Source organism: Nonomuraea sp. CA-143628 (genome assembly GCF_050942315.1).
In the GTDB taxonomy this organism is placed as follows: Bacteria; Actinomycetota; Actinomycetes; order Streptosporangiales; family Streptosporangiaceae; genus Nonomuraea.
In genome coordinates this window covers 2,911,919-2,927,375 of the sequence record NZ_CP192072.1, presented here as the reverse complement: position 1 = coordinate 2,927,375, position 15,457 = coordinate 2,911,919, and the positions used below count along the sequence as shown (strand labels likewise).

Sequence of the window (15,457 nt, the reverse complement as noted above, 5' to 3'; positions counted from 1 at the left end):
ACTGCCTCAGGCGATCTTCCGGCGCCAGGCGAGCGACGCGAACGCCCCACGACGCGATCCCGTCCCACCGGCTTCCTCTTGGCCAATCCTCTTGACCAATTCTGTTGACCGACGTATGTACATTCCTATGCAATCACTTTGGTCAAGCAGGTCCCACCGCCCTCACTGAACGCGTCAGCCCGCCGCTGCTCGATGGCCACCTGACCATGCGTGAATAGTGGAGTGGAAATCCCCCCATGTCTCACTCGCCGGTTTCTCCCGACGCGTTCACCTCCGCCTCCGGATCGATGTCCCGCCCGTCCCGCCGGGCCGTCCTGGCGGGCGCCGGTGCCGCCCTGCTCGCCCCGGCCGCACCGGCGAGGGCAGGCGTAGCGGAGAACGCCGGCAAGACAGCCGTCGCCTCCGGCACCGACTACGCCGTCGCACCCTCCCCCGACGGCCGCCTGCTCGCCCTCGACCTGCTCGGCGTCCTGTGGGTCTGCTCCGCCTCCGGGGGCACCGCCCGCAGGCTCACCAGCGATCTGTACGACATCGCCCAGCCCGACTGGTCCCCGGACGGCGGCACCATCGTGTTCCAGTCGTACCGCGACGGCGTCTTCAACCTGTGGACGATCCGCCCCGACGGGTCCGCGATCACCCAGTTGACCACCGGCCCGTTCGATCATCGCGAGCCCCGCTACAGCCCGGACGGGCGCACCATCGCCTACTCCTCCGACGCCGGGGGTAGCTACGGGATCCACCTGCTCGACGTCGCCACCGGAGCGACCCACGTCCTGACCGACACCTCCGCCGAGGAGTACGAGCCGGCCTGGTCACCCGACGGGAGCAAGATCGCGTTCGTCGTCGCCGACACCAGGATCGACGTCATCGAGGTCGCCAGCGGCACGCGCGCCACCGCGGTCACGGTCCCGGCCGGTCAGGTCATTCACCAGCCGTCCTGGCTGCCGAACGGCACCGACCTCGCCTACCACCTCTTCCACTCGGGCGCCAATGATCTGGCCGGCACCGCGGGCACCCTCGTCACCGGCGAGGAGGTCTTCCCGTTCCGTGCCCGGTTCGCCCCGGACGGACGCTATTACTACACCTCCGCGGGCACCATCAAGGTCCGCCGCCTCAACTCCGCGTCCGTCGGCACCATCGGCTTCACCGCCGCGCTGACGACGACGACTCCGAAGTACAAGAAGAAGGTCCGCGTTTTCGACGAGCCCGGGTCATTCCCCGTCGTCGGAATCGGCAGCCCGGCCGTGTCCCCGGACGGGTCCGCCATCGCCTTCCGCGCGCTCAACGACATCTATCTGATGCGCGGCGGTGGCACGCCGGAACCGCTGTTCCGTGACCACTGGTGGAAGGCCGACCCGGATTTCTCCCCGGACGGGCGGCAACTGGCATTCGTCACCGACCGCACCGGCACCCTCAACATCTGGGCCCGCGACCTGAGCACCGGCACCGACCGGCAGATCACCCATCTGACCGACTCGGCCGCCCTGTCGGTCAGATGGTCACCCGACGGGAGGGAGATCGCCTACCTGGACCAGGACGGCGCCCTGTGGTCGGTGAACGTCTCCACCGGCGACATCCAGAAGATCTTCGACGCCACCTTCGAACCAGGCCGCCCGACCTGGTCACCCGACGGCAAGACTCTCGCGCTGGCCGCGGTGGTGCCGTACTCACGACGCTACCGTGAGGGGCTGTCCAAGATCCTGCTCGTCGACCGGGCCACGGGTGCCGGCACCTACATCGACCCCGCGCCACATCGGTCCTTGCAGACCCGTGGTGACGACGGCCCCGTCTGGTCGCCTGACGGCACCATGCTCGCCTTCGCCATGGAATCGGTCCTGTGGGTCCTGCCCGTCGACAAGACCGGACGGCCCACCGGCGGCGCCCGTCAGGTCACCCGGGACGTCTCCGACGCCCCTGTCTGGGCCGGCGGCTCGGCCACCCTCCTCTACCTGAACGAGGGACGTCTCAAGAGCGTGGGCCTCGACGGCAAGCCCGCCCGGTCGATTCCGATGAAGCTGACCTGGCGCAACGACACCGGTCCCGATCAGGTCGTCATTCACGCCGGGCGCATGTGGGACGGCGTCTCCAAGAGCGTCGTCCGCGACGTCGACATCATCGTACGAGGCCAGCGCATCACCGCGATCGAGCCGCACCGGGACGGCAGGCCCGGCACCCGGATCGACGCCCGCGACAGGTTCGTCATGCCCGGCCTGATCGACATCCACCATCACCGTGAGATGCAGGGCTACGCGTACGGATCGCGACAGGGTCCGCTGTGGCTCGCCCTGGGCGTCACCACGACGCGCTCACCTGGCTCACCCGCGTACCACATGGTCGAGGAGCGCGAGTCGGTCCAGTCCGGCGCCCGGCTCGCACCGCGCTACCTGGGCACGGGCGAGGCCATCGACGGGCCGCGCGTCTACTACAACTTCATGCGCCCGACGTACTCCCACGACCAGCTGCTGCTCGAACTGCGGCGGGCCGCCGCCCTCGACTACGACATGATGAAGTGCTACGTACGGCTACCGGTCGTCTGGCACAAGGAGGTCATCGACTGGGCCCACCGCCAGGGCAAGCCGGTCAGCTCGCACTACCACTATCCGGCGATCGCCATGGGCGGCGACCAGACCGAGCACGTCGGCGCCACCAACCGGTTCGGCTACTCACGCACCGTCACGAACGTCGGCTCCGCCTACTCGGACGTCATCTCCATGTTCAACGCCTCGAAGATGGCCAGAACCCCCACCCTGTTCAACTCCTCGACCCTCTACAGGGACGACACCTCACTGGTCACCGACGAACGAGTGCGCCGGCTCTACCCGAACTGGCGGATGACCGCGCTGCGGGCGACGGTCACCACGGCGCAGACCGCCGACCCGACGGCGGTCCAGGTGATCAGGACGAACCTCGCCAACCAGGTCGCGCAGCTCGTGGCGATGATCCGCGGCGGCGGCGTGGTCACCGCGGGCACCGACGCACCGATCGACCACCTCGGGATCAGCCTGCACATGAACCTGCGCGCCATGGTCAAGTACGGCCTGACGCCACGGGAAACGCTCACCTCAGCGACCAGCACGTCCGGGGCCTACCTCGGCCTCCCGCTGGGCAGGATCGCCAAGGGCATGTACGCCGATCTGGCCATCATCGACGGCGACCCGCTGTCGCGCATCGAGGACGCCGCCAACGTCACCGCCGTCGTCGTCGGCGGCAGACACCACACCGTCGAGCAGCTCCTCGCGCCTTACCCGTCCTCCACCACCACCGACCAGGCGACACCCGCGGCCTCCGCGCCTTCCGGCAAGGTCAAGGACCGGGTCCCCGTCCACCAGAGCGCCGCGAGCCACTGGTGGAACGACCCCGCCGAACTCGAGGCAGCCCGGGTCGCCTGCTGCCACGACCACTGAAATTTTCATCGGGTACGACCCGCGTGGGCGAGGCAACGCCCGGTTAGAAGACCTTCGCGATCGGCAGGGACCGGAGAGCTGACACCGCGATTGACAAGCCTCGGCGGCGTCATATTTGCTCTGGGCCATCACCGCTATCCCTCAATGGCGCCCACGAAGGGATTACTCCCTTGAATGTTAGCGCTCACAGTAGCTGACGCGGCCCTTTCGCCTTTGGGGTGACAGGAGAAACCATGCGTAAGGTCCTCTTATCCATCGTCTCTGCCCTGGTGACATCCCTGGCGCTGGCCGCCCCGAGCCCCGCCTCGGCCACGGCGACCAGCGCGACCGGGTGCACCGCCCGGGTCGCCAACGCGGCCGCGACCACCGCCGTGGCGACGACCACCGTCTGGATGGCCGGCGACTCGACCATGGCCAACCCCAGCTCCACCTGCCCCGTGGGCTGGGCCACCGAATTCGACTCGCTGTTCCACACCAACATCGTGGTCGACAACCTCGCCGTCGCCGGGCGCAGCATCCAGACCTGGCTCTACGAGGGGAACGTGACCTCCACGATCGGCTCGAACGGCGAGTGCGTCCTCAGCTCCACCGCCTACTCCTCCCGGTGGCAGCAGATGCTCACCGGCATGAAGGCCGGTGACTACCTGTTCATCCAGTTCGGCATCAACGACAGCTCGACGACCTGCCCACGCCACGTCGGCACCGCGCGCTACCAGGCGCTGATGACGATGATGGTGCAGGCGGCGAAGGACCGCGGCGCCCACCCGATCCTGCTCACCGCCGTCGCGGCCATCACCTGCTCGGGCAGCACCGCGGTCAAGAACCGCGGCTTCGTCTCCCAGACCACCGCCGCCGGCGCCGCCACCGGCTCACCGATCATCGACCTGCAGACCCTCAGCGTCGACTACTACAACTCCCTGGGCCTGTGCCCCAACAACGGCGACTACACCTCCGGGCCGGTCGGACAGTTCTTCTGCAACGACCACACCCACTTCGAGGCGTACGGCGCCCGGCGGATCGCCCGGCTGGTCACCGGCGCCCTGCGGACACAGAACATCCCGCTGGCCGGATCCCTGCTGTAACACCTGTCGGCACCGCGACGCGAACTCTTCGCATCACGGCACGCCGGTTTGTCGGTGGGGCGATCTAGTGTCCCGGCCATGACCTCAACGACGCAGGCGTACACCTACGCCGCGCCCTCCTCCCTTGTCGACGGTCGTCTCGGATTGGCGACCTCCGGCGGCCGGGCCCTGTCCGGCCCGGCCGTGGCCCCCCGGTTCTTCAGCGGCGTGGTGACCCAGGCGGCGCCCGCCGCGGCGGCCCTGCTCGGCGTCGCCGACGTGGCGCTGGCCCGTTACCACCAGCCGCAGGCGCGGCCCGGCTGGGTGCGCGACCCGGTGGTGACGTGCAACGGAGACCGGTTGCGGTTCGAGTCGTTCTCGGCCTGTGGCGGCGTGTACGCCCGGCTTGACCTGCTGAACGGCGCGCTCGACGGCGAGGTGTTCGACCGGGGCACCACCAACGTCGACGTGAACGCGCCGCTCCGGGAGGCGCTGGCGCGCATCGGCGCACGTGACCCGATGCACCTGGGGGTCGGGCTCGACGAGCTGGTCGTGACCACGATGGACGGCGCGGTGGTGGAGAAGAAGGTGCCGCTGCCCGAACGCTGGTTACGCGGATTCGCCGAGGTGCAGGTCATCGCCTCGGGCATGGACCAGCGCGGTGAGCTGACCGGCATGGCGGCGGTGCGGTTCCTGCGCGGGCTGCCCAAGAAGGGCACGGTGTGGGTGGCGCAGGCGGGGCGGGAGCTGAAGGTCTCCGGCCAGCGGGTTCCGGGCTCGGTCCAGGTCGCCGGACCCAACCGGCTCGGCACCCTCCTGCCGCTGCTGCGCTTCGCGAAGTCCCTGCGGATGTACGGCCCGGCCGACGCCGCTTCCAGCGCCTGGGAGCTGGAGCTGCCGGGCATGCGCTACACGCTCACCCTCTCGCCCGAGCGCTGGCGCGGCTTCTCCGGCGAGGGCGCGGTGCTCGACGACCTGGCCACCGACGAGGCCGAGAACGACGCCGACGTGGTGGGCATGCTGCTCAACTTCGAGCCCGAGATCGAGATCGGCCTGCTGGCCGACCGCGCGGGCATCCCCGCCGACCGGGTGCGGGCCGCGCTGACGCAGCTCGGCGTCGCCGGGCGGGTCGGCTACGACCTGTCGGAGGCCGCTCACTTCCACCGTGAGCTGCCCTACGACAAGGACAACGTGCTCCTGCTCAACCCACGGCTGGCCAAGGCGCGCAAGCTCGTCGACGCGGGCGCCGTACGCCTCGAAGGCGAGCTGGCCACCGTCCGTACCTCGGGCGGCGCGCGCCGGGTCTCTCTGACCGACGGCTCCTGCACCTGCGAGTGGTGGTGGGACCATCGCGGCTCCCGTGGGCCGTGCAAACACGTGCTGGCCGCCCGGATCGTCGCCCGTGCCGCCGTGGAGGTCTCCCGATGAGCCTCTGGACGGAGATCCGCTACCTGGTCACTGGCAACGAGGTCACCCGCCTGGCCGACCGGCTGGTCACGCTCACCGAGGAGGAGCGCGCCGAGCTGGGCGGGCGGTTGCCCGGCTTCGTCAAGGAGCTGCGCCGCGCCCACACCGAGGAGGTGCGCGCCCGGTATCCCGACGACTTCGAGGAGATGGCCTCCTGGGAGGTCGGCGAACTGTTCGACGAACTGGCCGGCGCGCTGCTGCTGACCGGTGTCGGCGTCATCACCGGCCCGGCGGCCGCCGTGACGTGGATGACCAGCCGCGACGTCAACCGCCGCTGGGCCGAAGACCCCGACATCGCCCAGGTGTGCCGGGTGGCGGCCACCCGCCCCCTGGAGTGGCGGCGCGATGTCGCGGTCCGGCTGGCCCAGCGGGTGCGTCGTCCCGCCGACCGCGTCGCGCCGCTGGCCGTGGCGCTGCTGCGCGAGTCCGGCGCCGTGCCACCCGACCACGACCCGCTGGTGGCCGCCTGGCTGGCCGCGCCGAGCGTGGCCGATGACCCGCTGACCCCCGTACTGCTGCCTCGCGTCTTCGACGCCGACGGCGCGGGCCGCGTTCTCCGTGACGAGCGGCTGGAGCCCCGGCCGACCCGCTGGCTGGCCGCCGCCGCCCGCGAGTTGCCCAGGGAGCAGTTGCTCGACGGTTGCGTGAGCCGCTTCCTGCGCGGCGGCGAGGCGCAGGACCTGCGGTTCTTCGTACGGCTGCACACGCTCCTCGACCCCACGCCCGCGGAGTCGGCGCCCCGCCTGCGCGACTACCTGCGGTTGCTGCCGTCGGCCCCGGGCACGGTCGCCGAGCTGGCCGCCGGGCAAGTACGCGGAGCGATGCCGATCGACCACGCCGACCTGGTGGAGGCGGTCGACGCGCTCACCTTCCGGGACGAAGCCAAGCTCGCCGCCACCGGTCTGCGCTGGCTCGACCGGGCGATCCGGGCCACGCCCGAAGCGGCCGCCGACTTCGTCACCGCGCTGATTACGGCGTACGCGCACAAATCCTTCGACGTGCGCAACCGCGCGGCCGAGCTGACCCTGAAACACGCCGGCCGGTTCGCCGACCACACCGAGGTGATCCTTGACGGCGTCCACCACCTCCCCGCCGACCTGGGCGCGAAGCTGACCGAGCGGTTCGGCGGGGAGACCCCGGTCGAGGAGGTGCTGGAGCGGAAGGAGTTCCCGCCACTGCCCGAGCCGCCGGAGGCGCGGCGGTTCCCCGAGCCGTCGATCTTCCCCAACTACGACTACCACGAGCGTTGGATCGGCCAGGAGCGCTGGCTGGCGGCCTTCGTCGCCGGGATCGCCGACGACCGGGCGGAACTACGCCGCAAGCTCAAGCCGCACGTCGAGCAGGGCCAGGGCCACTGGCGGTCCAGCAAGGTGCGCCTCGACCCCGATGACTGGCAGTCGGCGCTGTCCGCCGAGCTCGTGGCCCCCGGCAGCGTGCCGGAGCCACCGCCGGTCCGGCCGGAGAAGTTCTGGGACAGCGCGAGCTGCTCCGTGGGAGTACGCACCCTCACTCGTGGCGAGGAGCCCGCCCCGGAGCCGGAGGGCCGGGGGATCATGATGGGCAGCGCCTACCAGCCTGGCCGCTATCTCGACGACGACGCCCCACTGCGCGCCTTCACCATCACCTGGACCAGCGACGACGGCCCGGACGAGGCGGTGGCCCACGAAGGCGACCGGCAGATCCCCTTCGCCAAGGGCCGGATCCAGCTGTACGACTCCCCCACCGACAACGGACCGCCGAATCACCTTCGGCCGGTGCGGAAGAGGCCCGGCGTCTTGTACGACGACTCCGAGGAGGCCATGCCGTCCTTCGTCCTCGACGACGTCTACGAGCGCATGGCCGAGCTCGGCGTGGACCCCGCCCGGATCGCGGCGATGCGGGCGGAGGAGCAGGTACCCCCGCCAGGCCCGGGCGAGCCGCTCGTGCAGGTGACCGTCGTCTTCGTGCCGCCCCGGCTGCGCTCCTTCATGCCCGAGGCGCTGTCCGAGAACGACGAGTGGCGGCGGCGCAACCGCCTGCCCCACCCCGATCACGTCTCCCCGCCCCACGACTTCCTGCTGCACCGCTACGCGGAACTCGCCGAGGCGCTCCGCGACGACACCCTGCCGCCGGTGCTGCTGGCCACGCCGACCTGGATGAGCGGCCACCTCGATCCCGACGTACTGGTCGACCGGCTGGAGACCTGCGCCACCGCCGGCGTGGAGACGCTCCCGGCCGACCTGGCGCAGGCGCTGCTGCGGTTGCCCCGGGGCAGCCACCCGGCCGCGGCCGACCGGGCCGCCAAGGTCGACTCGGAGGCGGCGCGCTCGGCCGCCCGCTGGCTCGCCGGTGGCGGCATGGCCGATCCCGAATGCGGCCACGTGTGGCGCCACATGGTCGGCGCGTCCATGGTCGAGTTCGGTGACGGCGAACCTGAGCACTTCACCGAGGTCAGGCTGCAGCCCGTGCTGCGGGTGACGGCCCCGACCGGCCATCGGCTGATCGACGAGGTGCTGCTGCGCCAACCGTTCGATTGGACGCTCGACGAGTTCGGCGGCACGCTCAGGGCGTGGCCCGCCATGCTGCCCTCGCACCGCGAGGTCGTGGCCGTCAACTTCCTGCCCTTCATGCCACGCGGTCGCTGGGGCATGTGGCTGACCCCGGCGGAGATCACCGGCCTGGAGATCGCCCAGGGCCCGATGGGCGAGTCCACGGCGGTGATCCTCGCGTTCCTCCTGGCCGACGACGTGCCCAGCATGATCCCGCTGGTCCTGAGCATGGCCGCCAGGGGCGAGCTGCCCGCCGAGGCGATCGGCCGCCAGCTCGCGCTGGTGCTGCGCCGCACCTGGCTGGAGACCCGCCCCGTCATCGCGGCCCTGACCGAGCTGGCCGACGCCGGCGGCCACCACGAGGTGTGGCGCATCCTGCGCGCCCTGCTGCCCGGGATACTGCCGGGCGAGGGGCAGCGCATCACCGTGACCCACGCCGAGCTCGTCGCCTTCGCCGCCGACGTGGCCCGCTGGACCGGTGCGCGCGGGGAGATCCCGGTCGTCGCCGAGTTCGCACGCAGCCGCCGGACGATCCGCTTCGTCCACGAGTGCAAGCGCCTGCACGCCCAGCTCACCGGAGCCATGTCATGATTTCTGACGACATCCGGAACCTCGTGCTGCACCACGACGCCGAGGGTCTGGCGTCGCGGTTGCCGAAGCTCACCGACGCCGAGCGGGCCACCCTCGCCGCCGAGTTGCCGGGCCTGCTCGCCGAGCTCCGCGAGAGCCCGCCGCGGACCCCTGCCTTCGGCTGGGACCCCGACGACCAGATCACCAGCCGGTCCGAGGTGCTGATGATGGTGGGCGCGGCGACCATTCCCGGCCCGGCCGGGGCGGCCACCTGGCTGATGAAGCGCGACCTCAATCCCCGCTGGTCCGGCGCGCCGAGCCCGCACCGGCTGGTGAAGGCGCTCTCCGGTCGCCCGGTGGCCTGGCGGGCCGATCTGGCCGTACGGCTCGCGCGCCGTATCCGCCGCTCCGACGACCGGATCGTACGGCTGGCCTTGGCACTGCTGCGCGACGGCGAGGCCACCCCACCCGACCACGAGCCGCTGGTGGCGGCCTGGTTGTCGGCGGTCACAGTGGCCAAGGACCCGCTGACGCCTCACCTGCTTCCGAAGATCTTCGAGGCGGCCGGAGCGGGCCGGGCGCTGGTCAACGAGACGCTCACTCCGAAGCCGTCCCACTGGCTGGCCCTGGCCGCCCGCACGCTGCCGCGCGAGCAGATCATCACCGGCTGCGTGAGCCGTTTCCTGCTCGGCGGCGACGTACGGGACCTGCGCTTCTTCGTCCGGCTGCACACGCTCGTGGCGCCCTCTCCGGAGGAGTCGGCCGCGCGGCTGCGCGACTACCTGCGCCTGCTGCCCGCCGCGCCGGGCCCGGTAGCCGAGCTGGCCTGGCAGCAGGTACGCCAAGCGCCGCTCGACCCGGCGGACGCCGCCGAGGCCATCGAGGCGATGACCTTCCGCCAGGAGGCCAAGCTCGCGGTGAAGGGCCTGACCTGGCTCGACCGCGACCTCCGTCACCACCCGGAACGTCTGGCCGACCACGTCACCGCGCTGACCAACGCGTACGCGCACACCTCTCATGAGGTACGCGACCGCGCGGTCACCCTCACCCTCAAGCACGCCGACCACCTCACCGACCCCGCGCCGATCCTGGAGGCGGCCGAACTGCTGCCCCCGGCCTCGGCCCGGCAGCTCTTCGAGCGCTTCACCGAAGGCTGGAGTGGCGACTTCACCCCTGGCCGACTGCCGGAGGCCACCATCCCCGGCCCGTTCCCCACCTCCGACCTGGAGAGCGGCCCGCCGGAGGAGGTCGGCTGGATCGACGTCGAGGCGTGGCTGGCGGCGGTCACGCGAGAAGCGCATACGAATCCGGACTCCCTGAAGGAGACGCTGGCCCGGCGGTTCGGCGAACACCTGCGGCCGGTGCTCTACGACTGGCCGACGTGGCAGTCCCCGCGTGACTGGTGCACCGCGCTGGCCAGGGAACTCGTCAACCCCGGCGAAGATCCTGGGCCGCCCATGTCTCGTTCGCCGAGGCAGCGCCCGTCGTACCGAAGAACGATCTTCGAGGAGCAGGGCCTGTCCGGCGGTCTCGGGCAGGCCCTGTACGACAGCATGGTGAACGTCGCGGCCACGGCCTTCCAGCTGTTCCCTGGCCTCCGCACGGTCGTCCCGCTCCACGAGATGCCCGACGACGTACAGGAGATGCTGCGGACGGTCGATGTCCAGACCGACCTCTACGACCCGACGGCGCGACCCGCGCCCACCCCCTGGAACCGCCTCCCCCGCCTGCGGGAGTGCGCCCGCCCCCACGCCTTCCTCCTGTCCCGCCTCGACGAACTCCTGCGCGCGGCTAAGGCCGGAGCCCTACCCCCGGTCCTGCTGGCCACCCCCACCCGCGCCGACGGCCACCTCGACCCCGAGACCTTGCTCGACCGCCTGGCCGTGTGCGCGCACTCCGGCCGCGAACCGCTCCCGCTGGATGTGGAGCAGGCTCTGTTACGCCTCCCACCCGATCCCGCCCCTGACCTGGCCGAACGCGCGAAGAGCATCGGCTCGGCGGCCGCCGAGGTGGTGGCCCGCTGGTTCGAGCGCGGCGCGCCCCCACCCCCGGAGGTGGAGCTGACCTGGACCCTCGACCTCGGCATGCCCTACGACGACCGTGTCCTCGGCCAGCTCGGCATCGCCAACGTGAGCTGGCGGTCAGCGGAGCCCACCGGTCTCGCCCACCTCGACGCCCTGCTGACCGCGCCCGAGACGCGCCCGTTCCGGCGCGTGTCACGTGACTTCTGGCCCGGCATGACGCCCCACCACCGGGAGCTCGCGGCGGCCCATCTGGCCTTCGGCCTGATCGACCGTTTCGACCCGCCGGACATCGCGATCGACGACCTCCGCAACCTGGCCCTGGCCGAAGGCGCGTCCGGCCCGGCGACGGCCCTGGTCCTGGCCTACTTCCTCACTGTGGAGGGCGACGACGCGGTGCCCTCACTGCTTCAGCTGGCGGCCAAGGGCGCACTCCCCGCCGCCGAGACGGGCCGCCTGCTGGGCCTGCTGGGCCGCCGCACCCGCTACGAGGCCGGCCCCGCGTTGCCCTCGCTGGAGCTGGCCGCCAAGCAGGGCGCGCACGCCGAGATATGGACAATCATGCGCTACTTTCTGGCCTCCTTCCTCCCGGGGGAGGGCGAGCGGGCCCAGCGTCCGCACACCGACGCTGTCGTGCTGGCCATCGACATCGCCATGTTGGCGGGCGCGCGGGGGGAGATCCCCGAGGTGGCCGCGCATGCGGGGAAGCGCGGTTCGACCTCGCTGACCCGAGCCTGCCGGAGCCTCCACCAGTTCCTGACCCGGGATGCCTGATCGGCTCAGCGACGGCGGAAGGCGGCGGTCAGCCGGACATGGTCGGCTGCGCCCCAGTCGTCATCGGCGTGGGACACGATGCCGAGGAGTTCGCGCAGGTGGAGGACAAGCATGCGGTCCTCCAGCCGTCATCCTTCTGGCCGGTCAAGTTCGTGTGCCGTCTTCGCCCGGATGGCTCGTAGGTCGGTGGGTTCGGCCGCTTCTGAAGTCGGCTGGTTCCGCGCTCCGAGACTCCCGGCACCAGCGCCGCGACCGGCGTTTTCCGGCCCGTCATCCCTCGCGTGGGGTGCCAGCTCGTGCTTCGATGTTGCTTCGTCCGTTACACCGCTTGAATCGCACGATGAGAGGTCACCCATGCCAGATCTCGACGGCCCGGCCGCCACGTTCCAGGAGTTCGACCGCGACGGGGACGGATACATCACGCGCGAGGAGTTCGCGCTCGCCGTGAACTCGCGCGGCGAGGAGGTCACCGCCGCCGAGCTCGACTCGATCTTCAAAGCCTCGGACGAGCATGATGGGGACGTGGACGGGCGCATCTCGTTAGCGGAGTTCCTGGTGGCCTGGAACAAGTGACGGCGCGCTTGCCTGCCGTAAACGATCACGAGGTCGCCCAGTAGGCCAGCACTCGGCAGTCCGGCGCGCATACGCTCTCCCAACGGCTACTGGGTAGCGTCTCTCCGATGAATGTTCACCTCATCAACGACGTACCCGATGGCCTGACCCGACGAGCTCGATCGTTTGTGGGCGTGCATGGCGTCAAGATCGACGTTCGGCCTGTCGAGGGTCACAGGCAGTGGTGGCTTGAGCGAGACATCCCCGCAGCGGTGATCGACCGGATGGCGGCCTACCAGAGGCGGTGGGGCGGTCTGCTCCTGCCACCCGCGTCGCAGTACGACGGAGGCCCCAAGTACCTCGATCCGGACTCACCCGAATCGGACTCTGCGGGGTGGTGGTTCGAAGCGGGGATGCAGCGGACCGCAGTGCCCTACTCATTCATGATCAGTCCGTCTGGTGAGTTTGGCATTCATGCGGACAGGTGGGCGCCTCTCCATGCGGCCGTCGAGGGCTGGGTGGAGTCGCTGGCACTGGCCCACCACGCATCCATGTGGGCGAAGCAGGTGACCAGGCTCGTCGGCGATGACGTCGATGGCATCGAGTTGGACGGGTACGAGCCGGTGCGCGAGGTGATGGGTCTGGCGGACACCTGGTGGAGGGGGCCCGACTCGCTGGTGGCGCTCTATACGGGGGAGGCCACGTCACTCGACTTCCCCATGAGTCGCATCGCGTTGATCTACTCCGGCCTTGATGAGTGGGGGCTGCGAGGAGGCGTCGAAGTCGGCGATGGCTGAGCTCGCCGGAGAACGAGTGCAGATCTTGGATGCCATCGTAGGTCAGGTTCGCCAAGCGATCTCTGCTGCACAGGCGGCTCTGACGGCTCCTGCGGCCCATCGTTCGGCCGCGAAAGAGTCATCTGCCTGATCGGCTCGCCACCTGCGATCTTCTCGCGGCTGGGCCGCCGAACAAGGCGTCCTGCACCTTCTCCTCCACGAATTGGCCGGCTCGTGAGACACCATCGTGCCCTCCCCGCCCGCCTCTTTCAGGCGGATCAGCCGAACAGCACGGGTACTCGGTGCCGGGCTGTGGACGAAGACTCCCAGATGCCGTTATCCCGCCGGAGGGTCATCAGGACCGCCCGGCTTCAACCCGCCCTCCTTCAAGCAAGAGGCGGCCTTCAAGGCGTCGGTATGCCGCAGGATCTGATCAACCAACCTGGTTGGCCTCACGTAGTCAAGTCAGGTGGTAGTGACGCGAAACATGAGAAAGGGTGCTGCTGGTGTCGCTCATCCGAGCTCGGCGACCCTCAACGTCGGCTCATCTCCGCGCTCGCTGACCCTCAGCGTCGGCTCGTCGATGTCCGCGTCCGTGCACGATCGGAGGACGACGTCCCATGCCTCCGGCCCGGAGCGCACGATGCTGTTGTCCCTGAAGCGAATGCCCTGGGTGCTCTTGGCGTCGAGCGCCGGGACGTCACGGAGCACGAAACGATTTCCTTCGACGACGACGCCACGGTGGACCGGGTACGCGGAGTCGGCCCGCGGATCGACGAAGATCGCCGGCCCACCCGGTTCGACGAACTCGTTTCCGCGGACGATCAGATCGCGTACCGGCCCGGACTCCCACCATTCGGCGGCGTCGCCCGAGACGTAGACCGCGGCCATTCCCGGGCGTTCGAACCGGTTGTCCTCGATGATCACCGGACGCCGGGTGGTCACGAGCACGGCGCGCGTGGGCACGTTCCGGAAGACGTTGCGGGCGATGTGTACGGCCGGCGTCCGGGTCACGTTCTCCACCGCGGCCCGCCCGGTGAGGTCGCCGGGCAGATCGGAGCCGACGGTCAGGACGATGACCCTGAGCGGGTGGGCGCGGTCCCGCCCGCTCGGCTGCCGTACGCGCTCCACCGTCGCGGTCGCGATCGGCTGGAGCGTCGCCCGCTCGACGATCTCGATCAGGTCGCCGGGCGAGAACTGCGGGAGTCCGGCCGTCTCCGGATGCGCGTACTCGAGCGCAAGCGTGCGGCGGTCAGGCTGATCGGCGACGCGGAGGTAGGTGCCGTGCACATTGATCGGGTCGTCGTGCGGCCCGTCAAAGAGGCAGTCGCGAACGGCCGCGACTCCCGAGCAGCCGGAAAACTGCACGAAGTCGGCGAAACCCGCCGTGTGCCGCCCGCTGTCCGGTGGGCTTCGGAACTCACAGCCCTCGATCGTGACGTCACGGCTCGCCTGTGCCACGACGCCGAAGCCGTGCAGGAACCGGAAACGCAGCCCGGACAACCTCACGCCGGAGCTGTCGAGCACGAGCGCGCCGGGGTGATCACGTGTCGTCAGGCGCATCTCATAGACGACGCCAAGGTCGGCCGGTTCCTCGCCGTGGTCGTAGTCGATCCGGATCTCGCGGTCCCCCACTGTCTTGATCGACCGGACGTCGTCGAAGAGCGGGTTCGGGCCGCGCCGCGTCCTGTAGGCGGACGGATCATGGATCTGCGTATATTCCAGCGCGTCACGGCCCTCCCAGGCGACGGCGCCCGAGCCCAGGGCTTCACCGTGCCAGCGGATCGAGCGTCCTTCGACGGAGAACAGCGTGACGGCGGGCACCCGGATCACCCGGTACGCCCGCCCCGCCTCGACGCCCACGTCCACGACCGTGGCGTCGACGACCGTCGGCACGGCGAAATCGAACTCGAGTCCCTCGACGCGCACCCGCCGCGAGTCGATGACGGCGAAGGTCGTCTGGAGCCCATGAAGGAAGATGCGGGCGCCCTCTCCCGAGATGACGAGGTCGTCCATCGCCTCGATGAGTACGGCGATCGTCTTCTCGCGGTACCGCGGATCGTCCCCCACCGTGTTGGAAACGTAGAGCTCGCGACGTTGAGCGCCGTCCGGCCAGAAGTGATAGTCGCCCGGAGGGAATCGGAGGACCACCGGTCCCGCCACGGCGCCGGCGGCCCGCAGGGCCGCCGCGACCGGGGGCGCGGCATCGGAGCGGCTGCCGGGAGCCGCCCCGAAGTCGGTGACGTCCAGCATCTCCGGCACCGAGCTAGACCCCTTCGCCCGCGAAATCGAGCACAAGCCGTG

General features: G+C 70.4%; 8 protein-coding genes. 7 read left to right on the top strand and 1 reads right to left on the bottom strand.

What is annotated here, in order from left to right; all coding sequences use genetic code 11:
- Nucleotides 1-236: 236 nt before the first annotated feature.
- The 7 genes from ACQP2T_RS13795 (at nucleotide 237) to ACQP2T_RS13765 (ending at nucleotide 13,174) form a co-directional block, all read left to right on the top strand.
- Nucleotides 237-3,404 carry an amidohydrolase family protein gene (locus ACQP2T_RS13795; protein ID WP_433516541.1) on the top strand — a complete coding sequence of 1,056 codons (3,168 nt, stop codon included), beginning with the start codon at nucleotides 237-239 and terminating at the stop codon, nucleotides 3,402-3,404.
- A 233-nt stretch (nucleotides 3,405-3,637) separates the two neighbouring features.
- A complete protein-coding gene (locus ACQP2T_RS13790; RefSeq protein WP_433516540.1) occupies nucleotides 3,638-4,486 on the top strand; it encodes a hypothetical protein in 849 nt (282 codons plus the stop codon).
- A gap of 78 nt (nucleotides 4,487-4,564) precedes the next feature.
- Nucleotides 4,565-5,893 (top strand): SWIM zinc finger family protein, encoded by a 1,329-nt coding sequence (locus tag ACQP2T_RS13785; RefSeq protein WP_433516539.1) that lies wholly within the window; start codon nucleotides 4,565-4,567, stop codon nucleotides 5,891-5,893.
- Nucleotides 5,890-9,051 (top strand): hypothetical protein, encoded by a 3,162-nt coding sequence (locus ACQP2T_RS13780; RefSeq protein ID WP_433516538.1) that lies wholly within the window; start codon nucleotides 5,890-5,892, stop codon nucleotides 9,049-9,051. Before ACQP2T_RS13785 ends, ACQP2T_RS13780 begins: the two co-directional genes overlap by 4 nt.
- Entirely contained in the window at nucleotides 9,048-11,825 is a 2,778-nt protein-coding gene (locus ACQP2T_RS13775) for a hypothetical protein (protein WP_433516537.1), read from the top strand. The genes ACQP2T_RS13780 and ACQP2T_RS13775 overlap by 4 nt, the downstream gene beginning before the upstream one ends.
- Before the next feature lie 354 nt (nucleotides 11,826-12,179).
- Entirely contained in the window at nucleotides 12,180-12,398 is a 219-nt protein-coding gene (locus ACQP2T_RS13770; RefSeq protein ID WP_433516536.1) for an EF-hand domain-containing protein, read from the top strand.
- Between the two features lie 107 nt (nucleotides 12,399-12,505).
- Nucleotides 12,506-13,174 (top strand): hypothetical protein, encoded by a 669-nt coding sequence (locus ACQP2T_RS13765; protein WP_433516535.1) that lies wholly within the window; start codon nucleotides 12,506-12,508, stop codon nucleotides 13,172-13,174.
- A gap of 492 nt (nucleotides 13,175-13,666) precedes the next feature.
- On the opposite strand, the gene ACQP2T_RS13760 is transcribed toward ACQP2T_RS13765, so the two are convergent.
- Nucleotides 13,667-15,415, bottom strand: a complete 1,749-nt coding sequence (locus ACQP2T_RS13760) for a right-handed parallel beta-helix repeat-containing protein (protein WP_433516534.1) — start codon at nucleotides 15,413-15,415, stop codon at nucleotides 13,667-13,669.
- Between the last annotated feature and the right edge of the window lie 42 nt (nucleotides 15,416-15,457).

Bases quoted from the DNA above. Each gene is read 5' to 3' on its own strand.
- ACQP2T_RS13775 (WP_433516537.1), top strand. From the start codon at position 9,048: ATGATTTCTGACGACATCCGGAACCTCGTGCTGCACCACGACGCCGAG.
- ACQP2T_RS13765 (WP_433516535.1), top strand. From the start codon at position 12,506: ATGAATGTTCACCTCATCAACGACGTACCCGATGGCCTGACCCGACGA.
- ACQP2T_RS13795 (WP_433516541.1), top strand. From the start codon at position 237: ATGTCTCACTCGCCGGTTTCTCCCGACGCGTTCACCTCCGCCTCCGGA.
- ACQP2T_RS13785 (WP_433516539.1), top strand. From the start codon at position 4,565: ATGACCTCAACGACGCAGGCGTACACCTACGCCGCGCCCTCCTCCCTT.
- ACQP2T_RS13790 (WP_433516540.1), top strand. From the start codon at position 3,638: ATGCGTAAGGTCCTCTTATCCATCGTCTCTGCCCTGGTGACATCCCTG.
- ACQP2T_RS13780 (WP_433516538.1), top strand. From the start codon at position 5,890: ATGAGCCTCTGGACGGAGATCCGCTACCTGGTCACTGGCAACGAGGTC.
- ACQP2T_RS13770 (WP_433516536.1), top strand. From the start codon at position 12,180: ATGCCAGATCTCGACGGCCCGGCCGCCACGTTCCAGGAGTTCGACCGC.